This window comes from Nonomuraea spiralis, from assembly GCF_014648435.1.
Classification (GTDB): domain Bacteria; phylum Actinomycetota; class Actinomycetes; order Streptosporangiales; family Streptosporangiaceae; genus Nonomuraea; species Nonomuraea spiralis.
Genome location: NZ_BMRC01000048.1, coordinates 1 through 26,311, shown reverse-complemented (window position 1 = coordinate 26,311; position 26,311 = coordinate 1). Strand labels below are relative to the sequence as shown.

The following is a 26,311-nucleotide window of genomic DNA, read 5'->3' as shown; positions in this document are numbered from 1 at the left end:
CCCCATCCGCCGACTGTCGCAGAACCTGCATCTTCCCGACACTAAACGGCTGATGCAACTTACATACGAAATTTCGGCTGATGGGGGGCGAAAAGGGCCCCAGGCGGTTCGCCCAGGGCCCGGCTCCCTGCGCGGCTCCCTTGCCCGGCTCCCCTGCGCGGCTCCCCGCCAGGCTTCCCGGCCGGTCAGGTGTCGCGGTGCAGGCGCACGTTCCGCAGGCAGGTCAGCAGGACGCCGCCGGCCAGCAGGATCGGCGCGATCCACAGGAAGACCCCGCCGATCGCGTCGGCGAAGGCCAGCCGCGCGGACTCGGACATCGCCCCCACCGAGCCCGGGTCCACGGCCGCCTCCCCCGGCCCCAGCCTGCCGCTGAAGACGCCGCCGAGCACCGCCACGCCGACGGCGGCGCCCACGTTCCTGGCGAAGGAGACCACCGAGGTGGCCGCGCCCCGGTCGGCGGCGGGCGCGCTGACCTGGACGGCGAGCATGAGGTTCTGCAGCACCATGCCGAGCCCGGCCCCGAACAGCACCATGTACACCCCGGACGTCACCGCCCCGGTCCCCAGCCCCATCGTCGAGAGCAGGAACCCGGCCACCGCCGCCAGCCCCGCCCCCGACACCACGACCCACTTGTACGTCCCCAGCCTGGTCACCAGCCGCCCCGCCACCGCCGAGGCCACGATCATGCCCGCCATCAGGGGAAGCAGCAGCAGCCCCGAGTTCGACGCGCTGGCCCCGCCGGCCAGTTGCAGGAAGAGCGGCAGGAAGGTGGCCGCCCCCACCAACCCGGTCGCCATGAGCACGACGGCCGCCGTGGCGATCGTGAACGTACGGTCGCGGAACAGCCCGAGCGGCAACACCGGCTCCTCGGCCCGCCGTTCCACCAGCACGAACAGCACGGTCAGCAGGACCGCCCCCGCGCCCAGCCCGAGCACGACCGGCGAGGACCACGCGTACGTCGTCCCGCCCCACGAGGCGAACAGCGTCAGGCAGGTCAGCACCCCGGAGATCAGCGCGGCCCCCAGCCAGTCGATCCGGTGCGGCGAGGTACGGCGCGGCAGCCGGAGCACGGCGAACGCGACCGCCAGCGCGACCGCCCCGAGCGGCAGGTTGATGTAGAAGATCCAGCGCCAGGAGATGTGCTCGGTGAGGTAGCCGCCGATGACCGGGCCGACGACGGCGGCCACGCCGATGACCGCGCCGAACAGGCCCTGGAACTTGGCGCGTTCGCGGGGGGTGGCGATGTCGGCCGAGATCGCCAGGGTCAGCACCATGAGGCCGCCGGCGCCGATGCCCTGGAAGGCGCGGAAGGCGATGAGCTGGCCCATCGTCTGGGCGAGCCCGCACAGGGCCGAGCCGAGCAGGAACAGCACGATGGCCGACAGGTACAGGCGGCGGCGGCCGTACATGTCGCTGAGCTTGCCGTAGAGGGGCGAGACGATGCCGGAGGTCAGGGAGAATGCCGTGACCAGCCACGACACGCTCTCCAGGCCGTTGAGCTCGCCCACGATGGTGGGGGTGGCCGTGGCCACCACGGTCTGGTCCACGGCGGCCAGGAACAGGCACAGCAGCAGCGAGCCCATGCTGAGCCACGGGACGCGCCGCGTTCCGGCGTCCCGTTCGATTGTCGATACCATTCAGTTGTCTCCTTGCTTCTTTCGCGAGGGCAGGAGGAATCCGCGGCGGTCGGGGGTGCCACCCCGATCGCCGCTTTCTTCTTCAGATGGGTCAGAGTCCGCGTTCGAGCAGCGCGAACGCCTCGTCGAGCAGTGTCTCCACCGGCTCGCCCGTCGCCGCCGACTCCTGGACGGCGGAGATCATCGCGCCGAAGGTGGCGATGAGCAACATCCGGGCGTGGATGCCGGTGGTGACGCCGGGCCGCTCCCGTACGGCGCCGAGGACCTTCTCCATGAGCTCGGTCTGGTCGACGGCCCGCGCCCTGGCGGCCAGCTCGGGATAGCGGCTGTTCAGCTCCATGAACGGCTGCATGGTGTCCCAGATCGGCCGGATCCGCACGGCCAGCTCCCGGGCCACCGCCTTGAGCGCCAGGAAGGCGGGCTCGTCGGCCGGTCGGCCGCCGAGCAGGTCGACGATGTCGTCCGGCCGCCAGACCGGCTCCATGACGAGCGCGTCCTCCTTCGAGGCGAAGTAGTTGAAGAACGTGCGCGGCGAGATGTCGGCCGCGGCGCTGACAGCCTCGACCGTCACGGCGTCGAGGCCGTGGTCGAGCGCCAGCCGCACCGCGGCCATCCGGATGGCCTGCCGTTTCTCGGCCCTCCGGCGCTCACGGCGCTGCTCCGGACTCTCCATGCCTTGCACTCTACGCAAGAGTTGCACACCCTGCAAGCCTTGCAGAGTGTGCAGAAAGCGAAGGGCCCCGGAACCGCGTGGTTCCGGGGCCCTTCCTGAGGCGTACGTCAGACCAGCGGACGCGCCGTCGGCAGGATCGGGTACGGCAGCGCCGTCTCCCCGCTCAGGTACCGGTCGACGCCCGAGGCCGCCGAACGGCCCTCGGCGATGGCCCAGACGATGAGCGACTGCCCGCGGCCCATGTCACCGGCCACGAACACGCCCTCCACCTTCGACATGTACGTCTTGTCCCGCGCGACGTTGCCGCGGGCGTCGTAGAAGCCCTCTCCGGCGACCTCGGCGAGGTCCTGGAGCAGGGCGCCCTTCTCCGGCCCGACGAAGCCCATGGACAGCGTGACCAGCTCGGCCGGGATCTCCCGCTCGGTGCCGGGGACCGGCTTGAAGCCGTTCTGGGGCCCCTCGACCTCGACCAGGCGCAGCGCCCTGACGTTGCCCTCGGCGTCGCCGACGAACTCGGTGGTGGAGACCGCGTACACACGCTCCCCGTCGCCGTCGGCCAGCTCCTCGTGCGCGCTCTCCATCTTGAACAGGATGGGGAACGTCGGCCACGGCTGGCTGCCGGGCCGGGAGGCGGGCGGCTGCGGCATGATCTCCAGCTGGGTCACCGACGCGGCGCCCTGCCTGATCGCGGTGCCGATGCAGTCGGCGCCGGTGTCACCGCCGCCGATCACCACGACGTGCTTGCCCTCGGCCGAGATCGGCGAGACCGCGTAGTCGCCCTCCTGGACCTTGTTGGCCGGCGGCAGGTACTCCATCGCCTGGTGGACGCCCTTGAGCTCGCGCCCGGTCACCGGCAGGTCGCGCCACTGGGTCGCGCCGCCCGACAACACCACCGCGTCGAACTGCTCGCGCAGCTCGGCGGCGGTGACGTCCACGCCGACGTGCACGCCGGTGCGGAACCTGGTGCCCTCGGCCCGCATCTGCTCCAGGCGCCGCTCGATGTGGCGCTTCTCCATCTTGAACTCGGGGATGCCGTAGCGCAGCAGGCCGCCGGCGCGGTCGGCGCGCTCGAACACCACCACGTCGTGCCCGGCCCTGGTGAGCTGCTGGGCGGCGGCCAGGCCCGCGGGGCCCGAGCCGACGACGGCCACCTTCTTGCCGGTACGGACCCGCGGCGGCTGCGGGGTCACCCAGCCCTCGGCGAACGCGCGGTCGATGATCTCGACCTCGACCCGCTTGATCGCCACCGGGTCGGAGTTGATGCCGAGCACGCACGCCGCCTCACAGGGAGCCGGGCAGAGCCTGCCGGTGAACTCCGGGAAGTTGTTCGTGGCGTGCAGCCGCTCGGCCGCCTCGCGCCAGTCGGTGCGGTAGACCAGGTCGTTCCACTCGGGGATGAGGTTCCCGAGCGGGCAGCCGTTGTGGCAGAACGGGATGCCGCAGTCCATGCAGCGCGACGCCTGCCGGGTCAGCCGCTCCTGCGGGAAGTCCTGGTAGACCTCCCGCCAGTCGCCGATGCGGACGTCCACGGGGCGGCGCGCCGGCAGCTCCCGCTCGTGCGTGAGAAAACCCTTGGGGTCAGCCATCGAGTACGCCTCCCTTAACCCTGCACCGCGGCCGCCATGACGGCCTCGTCGATGTCCCTGCCTTCGGCGCGGGCGGCCTCGGCGGCCTCCAGCACCCTCTTGTAGTCGGTCGGCATGATCTTGCCGAACCGGGCGAGCGCGGCGTCCCAGTCGGCCAGCAGCTGCTTGGCCACCGGGGACGCGGTCTCGGCGAAGTGCTTCTCGACCGTCTCCTTGAGGAACTCGCCGTCCTGCTCGGTCAGCGCCTCGATGGCGACCATCTCCCGGTTGACCCGTTCGGGCCGCAGGTCGAGCAGGTAGGCGACGCCGCCGGACATGCCGGCCGCGAAGTTGCGCCCGGTCGGGCCGAGCACGACCACCCGGCCGCCGGTCATGTACTCGCCGCCGTGGTCGCCCACGCCCTCGACGACCGCCGTGGCGCCGGAGTTGCGGACGCAGAAGCGCTCGCCGACCACGCCGCGGATGAACACCTCGCCGGAGGTGGCGCCGTACAGGGCGACGTTGCCGGCGATGATGTGGCCGTCGAGCGGGGCCTCCTCGTGCGGCCGGAGGGTGATCCGCCCGCCCGACAGGCCCTTGCCGAGGTAGTCGTTGGCGTCGCCGGTCAGGCGCAGCGTGATCCCGCGGGGCATGAACGCGCCGAAGGAGTTGCCCGCCGATCCGGTGAAGCCGATGTCGATGGTGTTGTCGGGCAGGCCCGCGCCGCCGTGGCGCCTGGTGACCTGGTAGCCCAGCATCGTGCCGACCGTACGGTTGACGTTGCGGATGGGCAGTTCCAGCGTGACCGGGGTGCCGTCGGTGAGCGCGCCCTCGGCGAGCTGGATCAGGGTGTTGTCCAGCGCGTGCGCCAGGCCGTGGTCCTGCTCGACGGTACGCCGCAGCGGCGTGCCCTCGGGCAGGTCGGGCTGGTGCAGGATCGGCGACAGGTCGAGACCGCCGGCCTTCCAGTGGTGCTCGGCGGCCGTCGTGTCGAGCATCTCGACGTGCCCGATCGCCTCGTCGAGCGAGCGGAAGCCCAGCTCGGCCAGGTATTCGCGGATCTCCTCGGCGATGAACTCGAAGAAGTTGACCACGAACTCGGGCTTGCCGCTGAAACGCCTGCGCAGCTCGGGGTTCTGCGTGGCCACGCCCACCGGGCAGGTGTCGAGGTGGCAGACCCGCATCATCACGCAGCCGGAGACGACCAGCGGGGCGGTGGCGAAGCCGTATTCCTCGGCGCCCAGCAGGGCGGCGATGACGACGTCGCGGCCGGTCTTGAGCTGGCCGTCGACCTGCACGACGATGCGGTCGCGCAGGTTGTTCAGCAGCAACGTCTGCTGGGTCTCGGCCAGGCCGAGCTCCCAGGGCGCGCCCGCGTGCTTGAGGCTGGTGAGCGGCGAGGCGCCGGTGCCGCCGTCGTGGCCGGAGATGAGCACGACGTCGGCGTGCGCCTTGGACACGCCGGCCGCGACCGTCCCGACGCCGACCTCGGCCACCAGCTTCACGTGGACCCTGGCCTCCGGGTTGGAGTTCTTCAGGTCGTGGATGAGCTGGGCGAGATCCTCGATCGAGTAGATGTCGTGGTGCGGCGGCGGCGAGATGAGGCCGACACCGGGCGTGGAGTGGCGGGTCTTGGCGATCCACGGGTAGACCTTGTGGCCGGGCAGCTGGCCGCCCTCGCCGGGCTTGGCCCCCTGGGCCATCTTGATCTGCAGGTCGGCCGCGTTGACCAGGTACTCGCTGGTGACGCCGAACCGGCCGGAGGCGACCTGCTTGATCGCCGACCTGCGGGTGGCGTCGTAGAGGCGCTCGGGGTCCTCGCCGCCCTCGCCGGTGTTGGACTTGCCGCCCAGCCGGTTCATCGCGATGGCGAGCGTCTCGTGCGCCTCCATCGAGATCGAGCCGTACGACATCGCGCCCGTCGAGAAGCGCTTGACGATGCTCTCCACGGGCTCGACCTCGTCGAGCGGGATCGACTGCCCCTTACGCAGCTTGAACAGGCCGCGCAGGGTCATCAGCCGCTCGGCCTGGGAGTCCACGAGGTTCGTGTACTCCTTGAAGATCTCGTAGCGGCGGGTGCGGGTGGCGTGCTGCAGCTTGAAGACGGTCTCGGGGTTGAACAGGTGGGGCTCGCCCTCACGCCGCCACTGGTACTCGCCGCCGACCTGGAGCCTGCGGTGGGCGTTCTCCGCCCGCGGGTAGGCGTGGCGGTGGCGCTGGGCGGTCTCCTCGGCCAGTACGTCGAAGCCGACGCCGCCCAGGCGGGAGGTCGTGCCGGTGAAGCAGGCGTCGACGACCTCCTCGCTGAGGCCGAGCGCCTCGAAGATCTGCGCGCCGGTGTAGGAGGCCACCGTGGACACGCCCATCTTGGACATGACCTTGATGACGCCCTTGCCGTACGCCTTGATCAGGTTGCGTACGGCCTTGTGCTTGTCGATCGGGAGCACCCCGGTGTCGACCAGGTCCTCGACGGTCTCGATCGCCAGGTACGGGTTGACCGCGCCGGCGCCGTAGCCGATGAGCAGCGCCATGTGGTGGCACTCGCGGGCCTCGCCGGTCTCGATGACCAGACCGATCTTGGTCCGGGTCTTCTCCTGGATCAGGTGGTGGTGCACCGCGCCCGTGAGCAGCAGCGCCGGGATCGGGGCGAGCGCGTCGGAGGAGCCGCGGTCGGACAGCACGATGATGCGCGCGCCGTTCGCGATGGCCTTGGACGCCTCGGCCCTGATCTCCTCCAGCCGGCTCAGCAGCGCCTGGCCGCCGCCGGCGACCTCGTACAGGCCGCTGATGACGTGGGGGTGGAAGCCCGGCAGGTCGTGCTCGTCGTTGATGTGGATGATCTTGGCGAGCTCGTCGTTGTCGATCACCGGGTACGGCAGCACGAGCTGACGGCAGGAGGTCGGGCCCGGGTCGAGCAGGTTGCCCTCAGGACCGAGCACGCTGGCCAGCGAGGTGACCAGCTCCTCCCGGATCGCGTCCAGCGGCGGGTTGGTGACCTGCGCGAACAGCTGCGTGAAGTAGTCGAACAGCAGGCGCGGCTTCTCGCTCAGCACCGCGACCGGCGTGTCGGTGCCCATCGAGCCGATCGGCTCGGCACCGGACCTGGCCATCGGCGACAGGATGATCCGCAGCTCCTCCTCGGTGTAGCCGAAGGTCTGCTGCCGCTTGACCAGCGCCTCGTGCGTGGGGATCTCCCGCTGCCGCGCCGGCAGTTCCTCGAACCTGACCAGCCCGGCGTGCAGCCACTCCTCGTACGGGAGCGCGGCGGCCAGCTCGGCCTTGATCTCGTCGTCCTCGATGATCTTGCCGCGGGCGGTGTCGATGAGGAACATGCGCCCCGGCTGGAGGCGGCCCTTGCGGACGACGTCCTCGGGCTCGAAGTCGAGCACGCCGGCCTCGGAGGCCAGCACGACCAGGCCGTCGGCGGTCACCCAGAACCGCCCGGGACGCAGGCCGTTGCGGTCGAGCACGGCGCCGGCGAGGGTGCCGTCGGTGAACGTGATCGACGCGGGGCCGTCCCAGGCCTCCATCATCGAGGAGTGGAACTCGTAGAAGGCCCGGCGCGCGGGATCCATCTCGGTGTGGTTCTCCCACGCCTCGGGGATCATCATCAGCACCGCGTGCGGCAGGCTCCGGCCGCCGATGTGCAGCAGTTCCAGGGCCTCGTCGAAGCTGGCGGTGTCGCTGCCGTCGGGGTCGCAGATCGGGAAGAGCCGCGAGATGTCGCCCGGGATGTGGGCGGAGGACAACATCGCCTCGCGGGCCCGCATCCAGTTGCGGTTGCCCTTGACCGTGTTGATCTCGCCGTTGTGCGCGATGTACCGGTAGGGGTGGGCCAGCGGCCAGCTCGGGAACGTGTTGGTGGAGAAACGCGAGTGCACCAGCGCGATCGCGCTCTCGTACCGCTCGTCGCTCAGGTCGGGGAAGAACGGCTCGACCTGGTCGGGTGTGAGCATCCCCTTGTAGACCACCGTACGGGCCGACAGCGAGGGGAAGTAGACGCCGGCCTCGTGCTCGGCGCGCTTGCGCAGGCAGAAGGCCAGCCGGTCGAGGTCGAGGCCGTGCTCGCCGCCGGGGCCCGCCACGAAGAGCTGGGCGAAGTGCGGCATGACGGCGCGGGCGCTCGGGCCCGGCAGGGCGCGGTCGACGGGGACGTCCCGCCAGCCCAGCACCGTGAGGCCCTCCTCGGCCGCGATCTCCTCGATCATGGCGGTGGCGATGCCCCTGGCCTGCTCGTCGGCAGGCAGGAAGGCCATGCCGGCCGCGTACGCGCCGGCCTCGGGAAGCGCGAACGGCACGCTCGCGCGGTAGAACCCATCGGGGATCTGCGTCAGGATCCCGGCTCCGTCGCCGGTGTCCGGCTCGCTACCCTTGGCTCCCCGGTGGTCGAGATTGCACAACGCCGTCAGCGCCTTGACCACGATCGAGTGCCCCCGGCGCCCGGCGACGTCCGCGACCATGGCGACACCGCAGGCATCATGCTCGTTGGCGGGGTGGTAGAGGCCCTGAGGCTCGGGGAATCCGAGGTGGGCAGCAGGCATTGAATCCCTCCCGTCGTCTTCGTCTGTCAGAACTGGCTTACAGGCGGGGACGACGTTGGCCCTGCTGCATATCGTGGGTAGAGATTACCGCACCCTGCCGGAATGGTGCCCAGCACGTCCGCATTGCGAACATTCGGGACAATTCCAGCATCCGAACTCATCATCCCAAACCCCGGACCGGGCCTCCCGAATTCCCAGGTCAGGCACCTGACGTCCCATGGCTCCCGGAGGCCCCTGGCGTACCGCCGGCGCCCCCTCGTACGCCGCCGGCGGCCGCTCCGGAGGGCGGGCGGAGGCGGGCCGGGCCCTCGATAGGGTTGCTCCATGGATCGTGACGGGGTGGAGCGCCTGCTCGCCGAGGCGGGGGTCGACGGCAGGCGGCTGCGGCACGCCCTCACACTCCTGTGCGACGGCCAGTGGTGGTCCCTGGCCGGCCTGGTCAGGGAGACCGCCACGTCGAGGCGTACGGTCGAGGCCCTGCTGCGCGAGCTGCGCCTGGAGCGCTCCGGCGACACCTTCCGCGTGGCCCCGGGCGACACCCCCGCCTACCAGGACCTGCTGTCCATGGCGCCGCCCCCCGCGGACCCGGTGGCCCACCTGCTCCCGCACTACCCCCACGTGCTCGAACGCCTGACCGAGCTGGTCGCGGGCGCCCCCAAGGCCCGTCACACGCTCGACCACGTCTCGGCCACGCCGGAGACGGCGCTGCGGCGGGCGTTGCTGCTCGGGGCACGTTTCTGGCTGCCAGGGGCGAAGCTGTTGTGCGTCGGCGACCACGACCTGACCTCGCTGGCCGTCAAGCTGGTCCATCCCGAGGCGGACGTGACCGTGGTCGACGTCGACGAGCGCATCCTGGCCTACATCGACGAGCAGGGGCTCGGGGTCCGCACGCGCTGGGCCGACCTGCGGCTGGGGCTGCCGGGCTCGGCCCGGGAGCACGACCTGGCCTTCACCGACCCGCCGTACACGCCGGAGGGCATCGGGCTGTTCACCGCGCGGGCGCTGGAGGGGCTGAAGGACGACGGGCGGGTCCTGGTGGCCTACGGCGCGAGCGAGCGTACGCCGATGCTGGCCTTCAAGGTCCAGCAGGCGTTCTCGGAGCTCAACCTCGCTTACGAGGCGATTTACCCGGATTTCAACAGATATTTCGGTGCGGAGGCGATCGGGTCGGCGGCCGATCTCTACCTGCTGCGTCCCACGAGCAAGACCCGTCCGGCGGTGAACGCCCGGCTGGGCCGGCAGGCCACGGCCATCTACACGCAGGGCCCCCAGTCGGTCGAGTCCGCCCCGGCGGCGTTCCCCGCGCCCGATCTGGCCGGTTTCGAGCCTGACCTGCTGGTCGGCGACTGGCCCAAGGAGCTTCCCCAGCCTCGGGTGCGCCTCTCGACGTGGCTCGCCAAGCCGTACGCGGCGGTCGCCGAGCGGGTGGCCGTCGCGCTGCCGCCGGGGCTGGAGGCCGCGCTCCCCCGCGTGCTGCTCGCCACCCGCGCCGCCCGGGTGCGGGTGTGGGGCGACAACCTGCCGCCGCTGCCCGAGTCGCTGTCCGTCGTCTACGAGTCGCGCCGCTCCGGCGGGGCGCTCGACGCCGTACGCCGCCCGCAGCCCGCGGGCGCGGCCGACGCGGTCCTGCGCAGGATCCTGGACAACGGCCACGCCAAGCTGGCCAACACCTGGCGGGAGGCCCTCATCGCGGCGGCCCGCGACCAGGGCACGTCCCTCACCAAGAACGAGGCCCGCACCCTCATCCGCCAGAGCGCCCCCTGGTCCGACGACCTGACCCCGCTCGAAGCCCCCCTGCACCGCCTGGCGGAGCTCCCCGCGGCCGTCTCCGCCACCGTCACCGCGCTCACCGCCACAACCCCCTGACGACCCGGGGGTCTCGCGGCCAAGGTCAGGTGGCGGCGAGGATGCGGTTCTGGACGACGCGGCCGAGGCCGTCGAGTGCCACCAGGGCCGTGACCAGGTCGTCGGCGGACGCCGTGCCGCCCACCCAGCTCACCGTCACGTAGTGCCCCATGGCACGGGCCTGGGCACGGCTGCGGGCGGCGTCGAACGCGGCGTCCTGGCGGACGAAACCGTCCTTGCCCAGGGCGTTCACCAGGGCGTCGGCCGCCCGCCCGTCGGGCAGGTTGAAGATGGCGAACTGCCCGGCCAGCCCGTTGCCCGCGTACGCGGCCCCCAGCGCCTGGGTGCAGCCGCTCGCCGAGGCGCCCCACAGGATCTCGTCGCAGGCCGCGTGCTCCTGGGTGGAGGTTCGCCGCAGCGAGCCGAGGTTCGCGGTCGCCTCCGTGAAGACCTCCTGCGCGGTCAGCGGGGCGGCGTCGGCCTGCCGGGAGTCGACGGCCGCGTAGAAGGCCGAGGTGGGCTCCCCGTGGAAGGCCGCCGGACGCGGCTCCCCCGGACGCAACCACAACCACCCCGCCACGGCGACCGCCAGAACCCCGACGGCCGCGCCCACGGCCACGACGACCCGCCGGGACGTCACGAAGCCGGGCCCGTGATCGCGACGACACGACGGTAGACGGACTTCTCCGCTCCGCGCATGGCCAGCGTCAGGGAGACGAAGTCGTCCTTGGCGGTCGGGTCGAGGCCGTCGGTCTTGCCGAGCCAGACGAGGCCGACATAGTGGCCGAGCGCGTAGCCGCCGCCCTCGGAGTAGCCGCCCGCGCGGAAGGTCGCCTTGGACGCGGTCAGCGGGCGGGCCCAGCCGCCGCGGTAATGGGTCTTCAAGGATTCCACCAGGTCTCCGGCGGACTGGCCGTCCTTGAGGTTGAGCAGCGTGTACTGGCCGACGTACCGGCCGTCGGAGCTGGCGTACAGGCCGCGGGCCGCCTGGGTGCACTCGGCGTCGGACGCCTTCTCCAGCAGGGTGGTCCCCCACAGAGCGGCCGAGCAGTCGGCGTCGAGGCGCTTGGCCACGAGCTTGAGCTTGAGCTTCTTGGAGACGACCAGCTCGCTCTGGCCGAACACCTCCTTCTCGGTGAGCTCCCGGCTGTCCTTGGCCCGGTCGGCCAGGGACGCGAACAGCTTGGGCGCGCTCCACCCCTGGTAGACCATCGGCAGCGCGGCGTCGGGACCGAGGACGGCGGCGTTGGCCTGCCGTTCGGGGGCGTAGTCGCCGAGCGAGCCGACGACCGCCACCAGCCCCGTCGCGCCCGCGACGACGCCGATGACCGTGGCGATGATGACGATCAGCCGCTGCCGCTCCGGACGCAGGCCCATCTCGGTGAGCAGCGGGAACTGCCAGTCGGAGCGCGGGGTGCGACGCCGCTTGCGCGACCCGGAGGCGACCGCGAACTCCTCGGAACCCGACGCTCCGGACGAACCAGACGCACCGGACGGGCCTGACGCCTCCCAGGAACCGGATTCGGTGTGCGTCCCGGACACCGCGAAGGCATCGGACTGGTCGCCGCCGTCCGCGGCGCCCCGGCCGCGCCGCCCCGCCCGGGCCGCCTCGGCCAGGTCGTCGGTGCTCGCGGCCCAGACGGCGTCGTCGTTGTCGGACGCACGCCTCCGCCCGCGCACCCCCTCCCCGCCGTCATGGGAACGCCTCCCCCGGGACGCCTCGGCACCCTCCGGGGAACGCCTCCCCCTCTGGGAACGCCTTCCGCGTGGCGCGTCGGAGTGCTCGGCGGGCATGGCTCCGAGCGGGCCGTCCAGGAATCGTTCCGCCTCGGCGGCGTCCACACGGCCGGTGGACGGGCGGGCGGGCGGCCAGGGCGCCTCACGCCCCTCGGACCGAGCCGCCCACTGCGCATCCGACCCCTGCGCCTCAGGCCGCGCAGCCCACTGCGCGCCGGACCCCTGGGACGCGGGACCGGCGGCCCACTGCGTGTCAGACCCCTGCGGAGCCGGACGGGCGGCCCACTGTGTGTCGGAACCTTGTGGGGTGGGGTGGGCGGGCCATTGTGTGTCCGAGCCCTGCGGGGTCGGCGGGTGGGGGGGCCAGCCCGGGTCGGCGGGTTGTTGGGGGCGGGCCGCGCGGCGGGCGGCCCAAAGGTCCTCGCCGCCGGCCGCCTGCTGTTCAGGAGGCGCGGCCTCGGCCTGGCGGGGCGCGGAACGGCGGCGGGTCCTCCCGGACCTCGTGCCGCCGGAGCCGCCCGTGCCGTTGCCGCCCGTGCCGCCGGTCCCGCCGGAGCCGCCTGATCGTCGTCCCGATCTCACAGCCCCGACGCCCCGATCATGTTGCCCAGCCCGTACGTGATCCCCGCCGCCACCGTGCCCACCACGAGCTGACGCAACCCCGAGTACCACCAGCTGCGCGCCGTAACGGCGGACACCAGCGCGCCCGCCCCGAACAACGCCACGCAGGACACCACGGCCGACACCGTAAGACCCTCTACTCCGAACAAATACGGCAGGAGCGGCAGAACCGCCCCCACACTGAACGACAGGAACGACGAGACCGCCGCCAGCCTGGGCGACGGCAGCGCGCCGGCAACGACACCCAGCTCGTTCTGGGTGTGGACCTCAAGGGCCCGCTCCGGATCGCGGGAGAGCTGCCCGGCCACCGCGGCGGCCAGATCGGGCTCCACCCCCTTGTCCACGAACGACTGGGCCAGCTCGGCCAGCTCGTCCTCCGGGTTGCGAGCCAGCTCGCGCTTCTCGACGGCGATCTCGGCCTGGGCCAGCTCGCGCTGGCTGGCCACGGAGACGTATTCGCCGCCCGCCATGGACAGGGCTCCGGCCGCCAGCCCGGCCACGCCGCTGAGGGCGACGACCCTGGTGCTGGCGGTGCCGCCCGCGACGCCGGCGATGAGCGCGAAGTTCGACACCAGGCCGTCCATCGCGCCGAACACCGAGGGCCGCAACCAGCCCCCGCTGACGTCGCGATGCCGGTGGTGGACCTCCGCGCCGCCGGTCATCGCGGGTTCTTCTCCTTGGATTCGTCGTCCACGTCCGCGACGACGTCGGCCGCCGGCGTGTCCGGGTCGTCCCCGGCCGTCCCCGTGCGCTCGGCCGCGGCCTCGGCAGGCGTGCCGGGCTCGACGTCGGCCGGCGCGTCGGACGAGCCGGGGTCGGCCTGGCCGCTCTCGTGCGCCGGGTCGGCGGCCGTCCCGACCGGCAGGACGATCTCCTCGGTGTCCTTGTTCCTGGTCAGCCAGAGGTAGACCAGGGCGCCGGCGAACAGCACGAGGGCCGTCCACTGGTTGAGCCGCAGGCTGAGGAAGGTCACCGCGTGGTCGACCCCGCCGACCGGGTCGATGCGCAGCCCCTCGATCCAGAAGCGGCCGAGCGTGTAGCCCGCGACGTAGAGGGCGAACAGCCGCCCGTGCCGCAGCGCGAACCGCTTGCCCGCCAGGATGAGCAGGAAGCCGAGCGCGACGTCCCACAGCGACTCGTACAGGAAGGTCGGGTGGTACAGGACGCCGGGCTCGCCGCCGTGGTCGATGTCGATCTCCAGGCCCCACGGCAGCGTGGTCGGGCCGCCGTAGAGCTCCTGGTTGAACCAGTTGCCCCAGCGGCCGATGGCCTGGGCGAAGGCGATGCCCGGCGCGACCGTGTCGGCGACGGCGCTCATGGAGATGCCGCGCTTTCGCACGGCCCACCACACGCCGACGCCGCCGAGCGCGATCGCGCCCCAGATGCCGAGCCCGCCCTCCCAGATGAACAGGGCCTGGTACGGCTCCTTGATCGCACGGCTGCCGAAGTAGGTCTGCCAGTCGGTGATGACGTGGTAGAGCCGTCCGCCGATCAGGCCGAAGATCACCGCGGGGACGGCGATGTCGATGATCGTCCCCTTCTGGCCGCCGCGGGCGACCCAGCGCCGCTCGCTCAGCCAGACGGCGACGACGACGCCGAGCACGATGCACAGTGCATAGGCCCGGATCGGGATGATTCCGAGATACCAGACCCCCTGAGAAGGGCTGGGAATCGAGGCTAGGGGCATGTCAGGTGAGGGTAGCGCAGCCTGCGACTACTTCGCGGCCTTCGTGACCGCATCGCGAAGTTGCTGCGGCGAGAATGCCGCCTCGCCCATGCTGGTGCCGTTGAGCTTGACAGTGGGCGTGCCCTCGATCGCCTGGTCCTTCATGATCTTCGTACTGTCGGCCAGGACGGCGGACGCGTGCTTCTGGGACGTGACGCAACTCTCGAAATCGGGCGAGGTGACGCCGGCGTCCTTGCCCCACTCGACGAGCTGGTCGGTCTTGAAGCCCTCGACGGTCTCCGCCGGTTGGTTCTTGTAGATCAGGTCGTGGAAGGCCATCCACTGCTTGCCGTCGGCGACGCAGCGGGCGGCCGCGGCGGCCCGTACGGAGTTGGACTTCGTGGGCTCCCTGGAGAAGATCGTGATGGGGTGGAAGACGACCTTGGCCTTGCCCTCGGCGGCCAGGTTCTTGAACGTCTGCCCGCTGACCCGCTCCAGTTCCTTGCAGACCGGACACTGGAAGTCCTCGTAGATGTCGACCACCGGCTGGGTGACCCCCGCCTTGGCCATCACCGCGCTGCCGTCGGGCTGCAGGGTGATCGGCGCGAGCCCGGCGCCGGCCTGCTCCGACTGGGAGGAACTGGCCGCGTACCAGACGCCGAGGCCGACCGCGGCCACCGCGACCACGGCCGCCGTCGTGTACGTCACCACCTTCTTGCGCCGCTCCTGGGCGCGTGCGGCGGCCTGCTGCTCCCTGATCTTGTCGCGCGCCGACATGTTGCGGTCAGACTTGGTGCGCTGCGCTTTGCTCATTTTCGTTCTCCTCTTCGTCACCTGTGTCCTCGGCACCCGCGAGTCCGAGCGCCCCGTCGAGGGCGAACCGTCCCGGCGGGAAGCAGGCTGTCCACGCGCCGAGCAGCACCAGCCCGAAGTCGCGCAGGATGTCGAGCAGATAGGCCGGCTCCTGTCCCGTCTCCAGCTGGCCGCCGCCGCCGAAGCAGCCGCAGTCGATCCGCAGGCCGTGCGCCCAGGCCCAGGCGATGCCGAACACGAAGGCGAACATGAGCAGCCCGGCGATCACCGCGGCCACCCTGGTCAGCAGACCGACGACCAGGAGCACGCCGACGACGATCTCCAGGATCGGCAGGGTGTAGCCCACCATCTCGGCGATCGACTCGGGCAGCAACTGGTACGCCTTGACCGCGACCACGGAGTCGGAGGGATTGCCGATCTTCAGCGCCCCCGCGACGATCAGCACACCCCCCAGGACCAGCCGGGCGACGGTCGTCACCCAGGGTATCGCTGATCTGCCGTTGTGTGACGGTTGTGACGCGGCCACGGGTGATCTCCTCTTTCTCTGCGCCGGGAATGCGCACAGTACCGGGATCTCATCCGATCACGCTCGGGATAAGAGTCGGCTAAGGCTGAGTCCCGTTCACGAAGTGGTAGGAATTCCACGATACTGCTGCGCTCGAAATTCACTGGGCGGCAGACCGGCGCGGCGGGTGAACAACCTGGTGAAATAGGCGGGATCGTCGTAGCCGACGCGCCGGGCCACGGCGGCGACCGGGAGGTCGGTGGTGGCCAGCAGGTCCTTGGCCCGGTTGAGCCTGATCGACAGTACGTAGTCCTTGGGGCTGCACCCGGCCAGCCGGCGTACGGCGCGGCGCAGCTCGGTCAGCGGCATGCCGAGGCGCCTGGCGTGTTCGGCGACCGGCACCGGCAGGCAGGCGTCCCTGGCCAGCCCGGCCAGCACCGGGTCGCCGTACGGGTCCTCGTCGGCGCGGCTGCGCCTGAGCGCGACCAGGACCTCGTGCACGACGGCCGAGGTCTCCACCTCCAGGTACGGGCCGCCCCTGCGGCACGCCTGGGCGATGCGGCCGATGGCGTGCGCGGCCGGCTCCGCGGTGGTGAGCGGGGTGACCGGGTTGGCCGCGTCAACGAAGCCGAGGTCCTGGTAGGCGGTGGCAGCGGGGCCGGCGAAGTCGACGAACCACTCGTCCCAGCCGGTCTCGTGGGGGGCGTAGTGGTGGCGTACGCCGGGCAGGAGCCAGATGACGGCGGGCGCGACGACGTCCATGACCGGCCCGCCGGCCTGCGAGAACCAGCCGCGGCCCGCGGTGACCAGGACCGCGACGTGGTGTTGCAGCGTGCGCGGCCCGACCGTGGGCAGCCGTCCCTCCTGACGCCCGACGCCGAGGCACACCAGGCCGAGCCCGCGGTGCGCGGGACCGGGCGTGAGGTAGTGCATCCACGTGTTGTAGGGCGGCGTCATACGGTCTCCGCGGGTGAGTCCAACAGGTGCCCCGGGTTTGTCCATGGCCGTTGACCTGCGGTATCGGCAAGGCTGCGGGGCGAAATCCTATCGGAGGAAAGAGTCATGGGTGTTTTCTCGGTCGAGGACGGGGCGTTCCGGCTCGACGGCGCGGAGTTCAGGGTGTTGTCGGGGGCGATGCACTATTTCCGGACGCATCCCGCGCAGTGGCGGCACCGGCTGGCGATGCTGCGGGCGATGGGGCTGAACACGGTCGAGACGTACGTGCCGTGGAACCTGCACGAACCGCGCCAGGGTGAGTTCCGCCGGATGTCGGAGCTGGGCGACTTCCTGGACGCGGCAGCGGAGGCGGGCCTGCTGGCGATCGTGCGGCCGGGGCCGTACATCTGCGCGGAATGGGACAACGGCGGCCTGCCCGCCTGGCTCACCGGCCGGATCAGGACCTCCGACCCCGAGTACCTGGGCCACGTGGACCGCTTCTTCGACCGGATCCTCCCGCAGGTCGCCGAGCGGCAGGTGACCCGCGGCGGGAACGTGATCATGGTCCAGGTGGAGAACGAGTACGGCTCCTACGGCAGCGACCATGCCTACCTGCGCCACCTGGCGGACGGCCTGCGGGCCAGGGGCGTCGAGGTGCCGCTGTTCACCTCCGACGGCCCGGCCGACTGGTACCTGACGGGCGGCACCGTGCCCGGCGTGCTGGCCACCGTGAACTTCGGCTCCGACCCCGACCGGGCCTTCGCCACGCTGCGCGAGCACCGCCCGGACGACCCGCTGTTCTGCATGGAGTTCTGGTGCGGCTGGTTCGACCACTGGGGTCAGCAGCACATGACCAGGGACGCCGGCGACGCGGCCGCCGTCCTGGAGCGCATCCTGGAGCTCGGCGCGTCGGTGAACCTGTACATGGCCCATGGCGGCACCAACTTCGGCACCTGGGCGGGCGCCAACCAGACCGGTGAGCGGGCCATGGGCGACTGGCGGCCGACCGTAACGTCCTACGACTACGACGCGCCGATCGACGAGCGCGGCGCGCCGACGGAGAAGTTCTGGCGGTTCCGGGAGGTTCTGTCGCGGTTCGCGGGCGAGCCGCCCGAGGTGCCGCCGGTCCCGGACGTGTTGCCGGCGGCGACGCTGCGGCCGGTGCAGTCGGTGTCGCTGCGCGAGGCGCTGGAGGCGGTGGCGGGGCCCGAGGTGTCGGCGCCGGTGCCGCCGTCGTTCGAGGAGCTGGGGCTGGAGCACGGCCTGGTGTTGTACCGGGGGGAGGTGCCGGGGCCGCGGGGGGCGTACCGGCTGAGGCTGCCCGGGCTGCGCGACCGGGCGCACGTGCTCGTGGACGGCGTCCTTGCCGGGGTGTTCGAACGGGACGCCGAGGAGCCGGAGGTGACGGTGTCCGGCCCCGCGACGGTGGAGGTGCTGGTGGAGTCGATGGGACGGACGAACTACGGGCCGCTCACCGGCGAGAGCAAGGGCCTGACCGGCGGGGTGCTGCACCACCAGCAGTACCTGAACGGCTGGAGCGCGCGGCCGATCCCGCTGGAGGACGTCTCGGCGGTGCCGTTCGCCGACGAGGTGTCCGACGGGCCGCGTTCGTTCTTCCGGTTCGAGCTGGAGGTGGCCGAGCCGGCGGACACGTTCCTGGCGCTGCCGGGCTGGGGCAAGGGGTACGTCTGGGTGAACGGCTTCTGCCTGGGCCGCTACTGGGCCGAAGGCCCGCAACACACCCTCTACGTCCCCGCCCCGCTACTGCGTTCCGGAACGAACGACATCATCGTCCTCGAACTGGACCAACCAGCCCAAACGCTCCACCTGACCCCCACCCCCACCCTCAGCTGACCGAACGCAGCGGGGCCGCTCGGCCCCCGGACGCACGAGAAAGGCGCGCCCCCGTACTTCCCGGGGACGCGCCTTCTTGACGTGTGTGGTTCAGCGGCGGACGGCGCGGGCCATGTCCTTGGCGAGGGTCGTGATCGACTCGCGGCCCGCGGCCTCGTCGGGCGCGTCGAGGATACGGCGGATGAACGCCGACCCCACGATCACGCCGTCGGCGTAGCCGGCCACCTCGGCCGCCTGCGCACCGGTGCCGACCCCCAGACCCACGCACACGGGCAGGTCGGTGTGCTCCCGAGTACGCTTGACCAGCCCCTCGGCCGCCGAGTTCACGCTCTCCCTGGCCCCCGTGACGCCCATCAGCGAGGCGGCGTAGACGAAGCCGGTGCAGCAGTCGACCACGGCCTTGATGCGCTCCTCGGTGGAGCTGGGCGCCACCAGGAACACCGTGTCGATGCCCGCCTCGGCCGAGGCCGTGCGCCACGGCTCGGACTCCTCCGGCGTCAGGTCGGGCGTGATCGTGCCCACGCCACCCGCGTTGGCCAGGTCACGGGCGAACCGGTCGGCGCCGTAGCGGTCGATCGGGTTCCAGTACGTCATGACGAGCGTGGCGGCCCCCGTGGCGGCCACCCCCTCGACTGTGCGCATCACGTCGGCGATGCGGGTGCCGTTGGTCAGCGACCGGTGCACCGCGTCCTGGATCGTCGGCCCGTCCATCAGCGGGTCGGAGTAGGGCAGGCCGATCTCGATGACGTCGCAGCCCGCCTCGACCAGGGCCGCGGCGGCGGCGATCGCACCGTCCTTGGACGGGAAGCCGGCAGGCAGGTAGCCGACGAGCGCGGCCCGGTTGTCCGCCTTCGCCTTGGCGAAAACCGTCTGAAGAGTCGTCATGTCTGTCCGTTTCGAAGGTCGAGTCCCACCATGATGCCCTGCCGCAGGCCGTCCCAGAATCCCCCGCGCCGCGCGGGCGAGGGGGCGTCAGAGGTTGAAGTACTTCATGGCGGTGCCCATGTCCTTGTCGCCGCGCCCGGAGAGGTTGACCAGGATCGTCGACTCGGGGCCGAGCTCGCGGCCCAGCTTCAGCGCGCCCGCCAGCGCATGGGAGGACTCGATGGCCGGGATGATGCCCTCGGTCCTGGCCAGCAGCGAGAACGCCGACATGGCCTCGTCGTCGGTGACGCCGTGGTAGGTGGCGCGGCCGGAGTCCTTCAGCCAGGCGTGCTCGGGGCCGACGCCCGGGTAGTCGAGCCCGGCCGAGATCGAGTGGGACTCGATCGTCTGGCCCTCGTCGTCCTGCAGCACATACGTGCGCGAGCCGTGGAGCACGCCCACCGAGCCGGCGGTCAGGGTGAGCGCGTGCTCGCCGCTGTCGAGGCCGTGCCCGGCCGCCTCGTAGCCGTGCAGGGCCACGCCCTCGTCGTCGAGGAAGGCGTGGAAGATGCCGATGGCGTTGCTGCCGCCGCCGACCGCCGCGCACACCGCGTCGGGCAGCTTGCCGGTCAGCTCCAGCATCTGGCGGCGGGCCTCGACGCCGATGATGCGCGCGAAGTCGCGCACGATCTCGGGGAAGGGGTGGGGGCCGGCGACGGTGCCGAACAGGTAGTGGGTGGTGTCGACGTTGGTCACCCAGTCGCGGAACGCCTCGTTGATGGCGTCCTTCAGCGTCTTGGAGCCGTTGTGGACCGGCACCACGGTGGCGCCGAGCAGCTTCATCCGCGCCACGTTGAGCGCCTGGCGCTCGCAGTCGACCGCGCCCATGTAGATGACGCACTCCAGGCCGAGCAGGGCGGCCGCGGTGGCCGTGGCCACGCCGTGCTGGCCGGCGCCGGTCTCGGCGATCACCCGCTTCTTGCCCAGGCGCTTGGTCAGCAGCGCCTGGCCCAGCACGTTGTTGATCTTGTGGGCACCGGTGTGGGTGAGGTCCTCGCGCTTGAGCACGATGCGCGCGCCGCCGGCCTCCCCGCTGAAGCGCGGTACGTCGGTCAGCGTGGTCGGCCGCCCGGCGTACGTGCGCAGCAGGTGGTCGAACTCGCGCAGGAACTCCGTGTCGTTCTTGGCCTTCTCGTAGACCGCGGCCACCTCGTCGAGCGCCGGGATGAGCGCCTCGGGCACGTAACGGCCGCCGAAGATGCCGAACTTGCCGTGCAGGTCGGGGTCGTTGCCGTGCGCACCGTTGCCGGCCAGGTCGGCGGCGGTGAGGATGGAGCCTTCGTTAGCCACTGCTATCCCTCTGCTGAGTGGTCGGGGCGCGTCGACGGGTGGGCGCCGGCGGTCACCAGCGCCTCCACGGCCTTGCGCGGATCCTTGCCGGTGACCAGGCTCTCCCCGACCAGGACGGCGTCGGCGCCGCCCCTGGCGTAGGCGAGCAGGTCGTGCGGGCCGCGCACGCCCGACTCGGCGATCTTGATCACATTATCCGGGATCTTCGGCGCCAGCTTGGCGAAGACGTCGCGGTCGACCTCAAGAGTCTTCAAATTACGCGCATTGACCCCGATGACCCGCGCCCCGGCGGCCACCGCCCGCTCCAGCTCCTCCTCGGTGTGCACCTCGACCAGCGGGGTGAGCCCGATGGACTCGGCCCGCTCGATCAGCGACACCAGCGCCTCCTGCTCCAGGCAGACGACCATCAGCAGCGCCAGGTCGGCGCCGTGGGCCCGGGCCTCCCAGAGCTGGTAGGAGGTGAGGATGAAGTCTTTACGCAGAATGGGGATGTCGACGCGGGCGCGGACGGCCGCGAGGTCCTCCAGGCTGCCGCCGAACTTGCGCCGCTCGGTCAGCACGCTGATCACGTGCGCCCCACCGGCCTCGTAGTCGGCGGCCAGGGCGGCGGGGTCGGCGATGGCGGCCAGCGCGCCCTTGGATGGGCTCGACCGCTTGACCTCGGCGATCACCGAGATCCTGTCACCCCCGAGGGCGGCCATGGCGTCTCTGGGCCCCTGGGCCCGCTCGGCTCTCCGCTTGAGCTCGTCGATCGACACGGCCTGTTGACGTGCGGCGAGATCGGCGCGCACCCCTTCGAGGATGTCGTCGAGGACACTCGGTCCTTCCGTCCGCTCACTCACGCGCTTGGGGTCCCTCCGGTTGACAGTGGGGGTGGCAGAGAGTTCGCCTCGCGTCCGCTCCCGGCCTTGTCCTGCGATGGTATCGGCCCCACCGGGGTCGCCTCACCACAGGGCCCGTACTAGGGCGCGAGGAACGCTCCGAAGGGGAGGTTTCGGACGACCCAGTAGACCATGACGATCGCGAGGAAGGCCCACAGCCACGCCGGGTGGGCCAGAGTCGTCCGTCTCGGCCGCCCCTGCCAGGCCCGTACGACCCACCGCCCCCACCAGAACAGCAGGAACGGGATCATGGCGACGGCCAGCGGATTGAGCCCGAGGGCGGCCACCGGGTCGAGGTGGGCCAGCGCGTGGACGGTGCGCAGCGTGCCGCAGCCGGGACAGTAGAGGCCGGTGACCCACAGGAACGGGCAGGTCGGGTAGTGGCCGGGCTGGTTGGGGTCGACGACGCCGACCACGCCGAACACGGCCCCCGTCGCGGCCGCAACACCGAGCGGCGCGAGGAGGCCCTTCAGCCGCCCCGTCCCCCGCCGCCCGGTTGTTGCGATGCTCATGCTCTCAGTATCCCGTCCCCTGGTACGAGCCCTAGTACGAGCTCGGGATGCTCGTCGAGGCGGCCAGCAGGACGAACACCACCACGTAGAAGATGATGAGCAGGACGATGGCGATGATGCCGAAGATCAGGCTGCGCTTCCACCAGGTCTTGGCCTCCTCGGCGGCCTGCATCGCGCCCTGGTAGTCGCCGATCTGCCACTTGGAGTTGACCTGCGACGACTTCACGATCGCCACGATGCCGAGGGGCAGGCAGCAGAACAGGGTGGTGAGGATGGCCGGGACCAGCTGGTTGTCCGGAGGGGTCGCGCCGCCGCCGGGGCCGTACGCGCCACCGGGGTAGCCACCGGGCGGCTGCCCGTAGCCGCCACCGCTCGGGGGCTGCTGGCCATAGCCGCCACCGCCGGGGGGCTGCTGACCGTAACCGCCGCCACTCGGGGGCTGCTGGCCGTAGCCGCCACCGTAACCGCCACCGCCGCTGGGGGGCTGCTGGCCGTAGCCGCCACCACCGCTCGGCGGCTGCTGGCCGTAACCGCCGCCGGGCGGCTGGGCGCCGTAACCACCGTCGCCCTGGTTTCCGTAACTCATGCTCATGACTCCTCATGTCGTCATCGTGAAGCGAGTTGCGCGCGGCAGCCTAGCGAGAAACCATCCTCTACGTGGATTAACGCCCATCTTGCGGACAATTCGTAATCACACCGCAAGCGAGGCGTCACGCTGCGCCCCTCCGCCTACGAGTAGTCGCTGACGGAGGCGGCCGACCCGAGGCCGATCAGGGTGAGCCAGAACCCGCCGAAGAAGATCCAGAAGAGCACGAAGAGCGCGACCATGATGTAGGAGGTCACCAGGCCCCCCATCGCCATGCCCTGCCCCTCCTCCCCCGTGCGCTTGATGCGGCTGAGCGCGATGTGGCCGAGGACGACGCCGATGATGCTGGTCGCGCCGCAGGTGATCAGGCCGACGATGCCGAGGATGAGCGAGGCCACCGCCATGCCGTTGGTCGAGCGGGGCTGCTGCGGGGGGCCGTACTGGCCGTAGCCGGGCTGGCTGTAACCCTGCTGGCTGTAACCCTGCTGGCCGTAGCCCTGCTGCCCGTAGCCGGGCTGGGCGTAGCCGCCGCTCGGGGGCTGGGGCTGCTGGCCGTAGCCGAGGGGCTCCTGGGGATGGCTCGGGGGTTGCTGGTTGTAGCCGTAACCGCCGCCGCTGGGCGGCTGCTGGCCGTAGCCGCCGCCGCTCGGGGGCTGCTGGCCGTACCCCGGGCCCTGACCGTAACCGCCGCCGCCCGTGGGCGGCTGCTGACCGTAACCGCCGCCGGGTGGCTGCGAGCCGTAGCCGCCGCTGCCGCCCTGGTCCCCGTAGCTCATGAGCTGGCTCCTTGTTGTCTTTTGGCGATTTGCAACGGCAGCTTATTGAGAAAAGGTTTGCCAAGCAGACAGAGGTTCAGAACCGTGGAGATTTCGTGACTACCGCCCTCAGGGGCGATCCGGGGACTCCGTGGGGTCGTCGCCGCGGTCGAGCGCGTCCCACAACTCGCGGTCCTCATGCCCCTTGCGCGCCGGGGCCGCGGCCCCGCCCGCCCTCGCGCCGGCCATCGCGCCGGCCCTGTCGCCCGCCCTCTCGTAGCGCGCCGACATGCCCGCCCACCTGCCGCCGCGCAGCGCCGCCAGCACGCCGCCGGCCAGGAGCAGGAGCCCGCCGAGCCCGGCCACGACCGGCCAGGCCGGCACCGGCTCCCAGGGCAGGCCGGCCACCGCGCGCAGCGCGTTGCGTTCGCGCAGCCACCCGGTGACGTTGGCCGAGGACAGCGCCGCCCACGTGCCGCCCGCCGCGCCCGCGCCGCACAGCGCGACCAGCACGCCGACGACCCGCCGCCCGGCGCCCTTGGTGGCCAGCACGGCCACCGCGCCCGCCAGCCCCGCCAGCGCCAGCGGCGTCAGTACGGGCCCCAGCTCACCGCCGGTGGGCGCGACCGCGTCGGCGGCCTGCGCGCCGAGCACCCGCACCCAGATCTGCCCTGCCGCCAGCAGCACCAGGCAGCTTCCCACGACGGTCAGCGCCAGCCAGCTCCACAACTCGCGCCGCCCCTTGCCGGAGACCATGTCGCGCCCTAACCCAGCAGACCGGCGTCGAAGCAGGTGCGGTCGCCGGTGTGGCACGCGGCGCCGACCTGGTCGACCTTGAGCAGGATGGTGTCGCCGTCGCAGTCGAGCGCCACGCTCTTGACATGCTGCACGTGACCGGAGGTGTCGCCCTTGACCCAGAACTCCTCACGGCTGCGCGACCAGTAGGTGGCGCGGCCGGTGGTGAGCGTGCGGTGCAGCGCCTCGTCGTTCATCCAGGCCATCATGAGCACCTCGCCGGTGTCGTGCTGCTGGGCGATGGCGGGCACGAGGCCTTCTGCATTGCGCTTCAGCCGCGCGGCGATCTCGGGGTCGAGGGACATGTTGCCATTCAACCAGCCCGCCCCCGTGCTCCCGCCCCCGGCTGTGCCAGGGCCTGCGAGAGGGTCTCGTGGATGGGGAACAGGGCGGCGAGGTTGGTCCTGCGCAACCGGCGCAGCACCTGCCCGTCGGAGACCACCAGCGCCATCGTGCCGTTCCTGTCGCGCAACGCGGCGAGCTGCCGCACCAGGACGCCGAGCCCCGTGGTGTCGATGAAGGTCAGCCCGGTCAGGTCGACCACCAGCCGCGGACCGTGCGCCTCCACCGCCTCGTCGAGGCATTTCCTGACCCGGGAGACGTTGTCGACGTCGACCTCGCCCGCGAGGGTGACCACCACGAGCTCCCCGTGCCGGCTGTGCGTCATCTCCAGAACTTCCACGCCCATGCTCCTCATAACCCCTCCACTGGGCGGCCCCGCCGAAAAGGTACACCTCGCAGCATCGCGTCACGGTGTGTTTTGCGGAGAACGCGCTACGTGATCACGGGCATCACGGTAATTTCGAGGCGGCGCGTACGAGGGAGGACACCATCGTGGTGCACGTCGCGGGCTCGGTCCTCGATCCTGATCTGGGGGACCACGTCTGCCTGCCGTTCGACGGAGACCGGCAGCGCATGGCGGCCACCAGGCTGTTCACGCTCAACGGCCTGCGCCGCCGGACCAAGGTCCTGATCATCACCCATGCGGAGACCCCGGAGCGCACCCGCGGCTGGCTGGCGCCGCTCGTCCCCGGGTTCGACGACGCCGAGGCGGCCGGCCAGGTGGAGATCCTGGCCTGCGCCGACGCCCACCTCACCGGCGGCACCCTCGATCCTGACCGCGTGCTGCACGGCCTGGCCGACGCCCACCACCGGGCCCGCCGGCACGGCCAGCACGGCGTCTACGCCCTGATCGACGCCTCGTGGGGAGCGCGCGACGCGCGGGCCCAGGCGGCCTTCGAGGCGGCGGCCAACGAGTTGTTCGGCGAACGCTGGCTGGCCGCGGTGTGCCAGTACGACCGCGGCCTGTTCCCCCTCGACGCCATCGAGCGGGCCACCGCGGTCCATCCCATCGCCCCCGAGCAGGCCCTGATGCGCTTCGCCAACACCTCCTCGCCGCCGGGGCTGCGGGTGTGGGGCGACCTCGACCTCACCAACAGGCCGGCGTTCGCCTCGGTGCTGGCGCGGCTGGAGAAGGAGCCGGGGCAGGTCGTGATCGACGCCTCCCAGCTCGGCTTCATCGACGCCGGCTCGGCCCAGCTGCTGACGTTCACGGCCGCGGCCAGGCCGTACGGGTCCACCTCGGTCGTCTGCGCCGAGCCGGTGGCCCGGGTGCTGCGGCTGGTCAGGGCCGACGAGTTCGTGGTCGTCCGCCGGGTGGGCGATGCGTAGGCAGGTGCTCCGGGCGACCTTCGCCCGCGGGCGCATCACGTGCCTGCGCAGGGCCGTGGCCGAGCAGGCCGCCTACGAGGGGCTGAGCGGACGGCGGCTGGAGGACTTCGTGCTGGCGGTCAACGAGGTCACCACCAACGCGGTCCTGCACGGCGGCGGGCACGGGCGGCTGCGGCTGTGGTCGCGCGACGGGCGCCTGTGGTGCGAGGTCACCGACGAGGGCCCGGGGCTGCCGCCCGGCTGGATGAGCGGCGCGCGCCCGCCCGCGGGGTTCGAGTTCCGCGGGCGGGGGCTGTGGCTGACCCGGATGTTGTGCGACCACATCACGATCGTGTCCGGGCCCGGGGGCACGAGCGTGACGTTCGCCGCCGCCCTCGACCAGGACCGCGCCTAGACGTACGCCTAGGTGCTGTTTCTTAGATCTGCTGACTGATCGTGCCTGGACAGTCACGATGGGCCTATGGGTCGAGGTGACTTAACCAACGCAGAGTGGGAGCGGCTCGA

General features: G+C 71.6%; 24 protein-coding genes. 4 read left to right on the top strand and 20 right to left on the bottom strand.

The genetic code is table 11. The features are described 5' to 3' along the window. Window positions 1-185: 185 nt before the first annotated feature. The 4 genes from IEZ27_RS50380 to gltB form a co-directional block, all read right to left on the bottom strand. Window positions 186-1,637, bottom strand: a complete 1,452-nt coding sequence (locus IEZ27_RS50380) for an MDR family MFS transporter (protein WP_189653785.1) — start codon at window positions 1,635-1,637, stop codon at window positions 186-188. 91 nt (window positions 1,638-1,728) lie between these two features. Then, window positions 1,729-2,310 (bottom strand): TetR/AcrR family transcriptional regulator, encoded by a 582-nt coding sequence (locus IEZ27_RS50375; RefSeq protein WP_189653784.1) that lies wholly within the window; start codon window positions 2,308-2,310, stop codon window positions 1,729-1,731. Window positions 2,311-2,417: 107 nt separating this feature from the next. Further along, window positions 2,418-3,896, bottom strand: coding sequence for a glutamate synthase subunit beta (locus IEZ27_RS50370; RefSeq protein WP_189653783.1), 1,479 nt, complete (start codon window positions 3,894-3,896; stop codon window positions 2,418-2,420). 14 nt (window positions 3,897-3,910) lie between these two features. Next, the gene (gltB, locus tag IEZ27_RS50365) at window positions 3,911-8,416 is read right to left on the bottom strand and encodes a glutamate synthase large subunit (RefSeq protein ID WP_189653782.1); all 4,506 of its coding nucleotides are present in this window, start codon (window positions 8,414-8,416) and stop codon (window positions 3,911-3,913) included. Window positions 8,417-8,740: 324 nt separating this feature from the next. Between gltB and IEZ27_RS50360 the strand changes: the two genes are divergently transcribed. Next, on the top strand, window positions 8,741-10,282 hold the full coding sequence (locus IEZ27_RS50360; protein WP_229825069.1) for a bis-aminopropyl spermidine synthase family protein: 1,542 nt from the start codon (window positions 8,741-8,743) through the stop codon (window positions 10,280-10,282). Window positions 10,283-10,307: 25 nt separating this feature from the next. Here the strand turns inward: IEZ27_RS50360 and IEZ27_RS50355 are convergent, their stop codons facing one another. From IEZ27_RS50355 to IEZ27_RS50325, 7 genes are all read right to left on the bottom strand, one after another. After that, window positions 10,308-10,901, bottom strand: a complete 594-nt coding sequence (locus IEZ27_RS50355) for a hypothetical protein (RefSeq protein ID WP_189653781.1) — start codon at window positions 10,899-10,901, stop codon at window positions 10,308-10,310. Beyond that, the gene (locus IEZ27_RS50350; protein ID WP_189653780.1) at window positions 10,898-11,941 is read right to left on the bottom strand and encodes a hypothetical protein; all 1,044 of its coding nucleotides are present in this window, start codon (window positions 11,939-11,941) and stop codon (window positions 10,898-10,900) included. The genes IEZ27_RS50355 and IEZ27_RS50350 overlap by 4 nt, the downstream gene beginning before the upstream one ends. Window positions 11,942-12,576: 635 nt before the next feature. Further along, on the bottom strand, window positions 12,577-13,281 hold the full coding sequence (locus IEZ27_RS50345) for a VIT1/CCC1 transporter family protein (protein ID WP_189653779.1): 705 nt from the start codon (window positions 13,279-13,281) through the stop codon (window positions 12,577-12,579). Beyond that, complete coding sequence (gene lgt, locus IEZ27_RS50340; RefSeq protein ID WP_229825068.1) at window positions 13,278-14,222, bottom strand: prolipoprotein diacylglyceryl transferase; 945 nt, start codon at window positions 14,220-14,222, stop codon at window positions 13,278-13,280. Before lgt ends, IEZ27_RS50345 begins: the two co-directional genes overlap by 4 nt. 111 nt (window positions 14,223-14,333) lie before the next feature. Next, entirely contained in the window at window positions 14,334-15,098 is a 765-nt protein-coding gene (locus IEZ27_RS50335; RefSeq protein WP_189653777.1) for a DsbA family protein, read from the bottom strand. Further along, window positions 15,070-15,576 carry a MauE/DoxX family redox-associated membrane protein gene (locus tag IEZ27_RS50330; RefSeq protein WP_125630383.1) on the bottom strand — a complete coding sequence of 169 codons (507 nt, stop codon included), beginning with the start codon at window positions 15,574-15,576 and terminating at the stop codon, window positions 15,070-15,072. The genes IEZ27_RS50335 and IEZ27_RS50330 overlap by 29 nt, the downstream gene beginning before the upstream one ends. 144 nt (window positions 15,577-15,720) lie before the next feature. Then, complete coding sequence (locus IEZ27_RS50325; protein WP_189653776.1) at window positions 15,721-16,560, bottom strand: helix-turn-helix transcriptional regulator; 840 nt, start codon at window positions 16,558-16,560, stop codon at window positions 15,721-15,723. 105 nt (window positions 16,561-16,665) lie between these two features. Between IEZ27_RS50325 and IEZ27_RS50320 the strand changes: the two genes are divergently transcribed. Then, window positions 16,666-18,393, top strand: a complete 1,728-nt coding sequence (locus IEZ27_RS50320; RefSeq protein ID WP_189653775.1) for a glycoside hydrolase family 35 protein — start codon at window positions 16,666-16,668, stop codon at window positions 18,391-18,393. A gap of 90 nt (window positions 18,394-18,483) precedes the next feature. On the opposite strand, the gene trpA is transcribed toward IEZ27_RS50320, so the two are convergent. The 9 genes from trpA to IEZ27_RS50275 form a co-directional block, all read right to left on the bottom strand. Then, window positions 18,484-19,278 carry a tryptophan synthase subunit alpha gene (gene trpA, locus IEZ27_RS50315; RefSeq protein ID WP_125630389.1) on the bottom strand — a complete coding sequence of 265 codons (795 nt, stop codon included), beginning with the start codon at window positions 19,276-19,278 and terminating at the stop codon, window positions 18,484-18,486. An 87-nt stretch (window positions 19,279-19,365) separates the two neighbouring features. Further along, window positions 19,366-20,571 carry a tryptophan synthase subunit beta gene (gene trpB, locus IEZ27_RS50310; RefSeq protein ID WP_189653799.1) on the bottom strand — a complete coding sequence of 402 codons (1,206 nt, stop codon included), beginning with the start codon at window positions 20,569-20,571 and terminating at the stop codon, window positions 19,366-19,368. 38 nt (window positions 20,572-20,609) lie between these two features. Then, window positions 20,610-21,449 carry an indole-3-glycerol phosphate synthase TrpC gene (trpC, locus tag IEZ27_RS50305; RefSeq protein WP_125630391.1) on the bottom strand — a complete coding sequence of 280 codons (840 nt, stop codon included), beginning with the start codon at window positions 21,447-21,449 and terminating at the stop codon, window positions 20,610-20,612. 119 nt (window positions 21,450-21,568) lie between these two features. Continuing rightward, entirely contained in the window at window positions 21,569-22,000 is a 432-nt protein-coding gene (locus IEZ27_RS50300; RefSeq protein WP_189653774.1) for a DUF2752 domain-containing protein, read from the bottom strand. A gap of 31 nt (window positions 22,001-22,031) precedes the next feature. After that, window positions 22,032-22,586 (bottom strand): CD225/dispanin family protein, encoded by a 555-nt coding sequence (locus IEZ27_RS50295; protein WP_189653773.1) that lies wholly within the window; start codon window positions 22,584-22,586, stop codon window positions 22,032-22,034. Window positions 22,587-22,729: 143 nt separating this feature from the next. Beyond that, entirely contained in the window at window positions 22,730-23,362 is a 633-nt protein-coding gene (locus IEZ27_RS50290; RefSeq protein ID WP_229825067.1) for a DUF4190 domain-containing protein, read from the bottom strand. A gap of 108 nt (window positions 23,363-23,470) precedes the next feature. Beyond that, a complete protein-coding gene (locus IEZ27_RS50285) occupies window positions 23,471-24,097 on the bottom strand; it encodes a TIGR02234 family membrane protein (RefSeq protein WP_189653772.1) in 627 nt (208 codons plus the stop codon). Window positions 24,098-24,105: 8 nt separating this feature from the next. Further along, a complete protein-coding gene (gene hisI, locus IEZ27_RS50280; protein WP_125630401.1) occupies window positions 24,106-24,441 on the bottom strand; it encodes a phosphoribosyl-AMP cyclohydrolase in 336 nt (111 codons plus the stop codon). 8 nt (window positions 24,442-24,449) lie between these two features. Next, on the bottom strand, window positions 24,450-24,818 hold the full coding sequence (locus IEZ27_RS50275; RefSeq protein ID WP_189653771.1) for an STAS domain-containing protein: 369 nt from the start codon (window positions 24,816-24,818) through the stop codon (window positions 24,450-24,452). Between the two features lie 152 nt (window positions 24,819-24,970). Here IEZ27_RS50275 and IEZ27_RS50270 point away from each other — a divergent pair, with 152 nt between their 5' ends. Then, window positions 24,971-25,807, top strand: a complete 837-nt coding sequence (locus IEZ27_RS50270) for an MEDS domain-containing protein (RefSeq protein ID WP_189653770.1) — start codon at window positions 24,971-24,973, stop codon at window positions 25,805-25,807. Further along, window positions 25,800-26,201 (top strand): ATP-binding protein, encoded by a 402-nt coding sequence (locus tag IEZ27_RS50265; protein WP_125630407.1) that lies wholly within the window; start codon window positions 25,800-25,802, stop codon window positions 26,199-26,201. The genes IEZ27_RS50270 and IEZ27_RS50265 overlap by 8 nt, the downstream gene beginning before the upstream one ends. The last annotated feature ends 110 nt before the right edge of the window (window positions 26,202-26,311 follow it).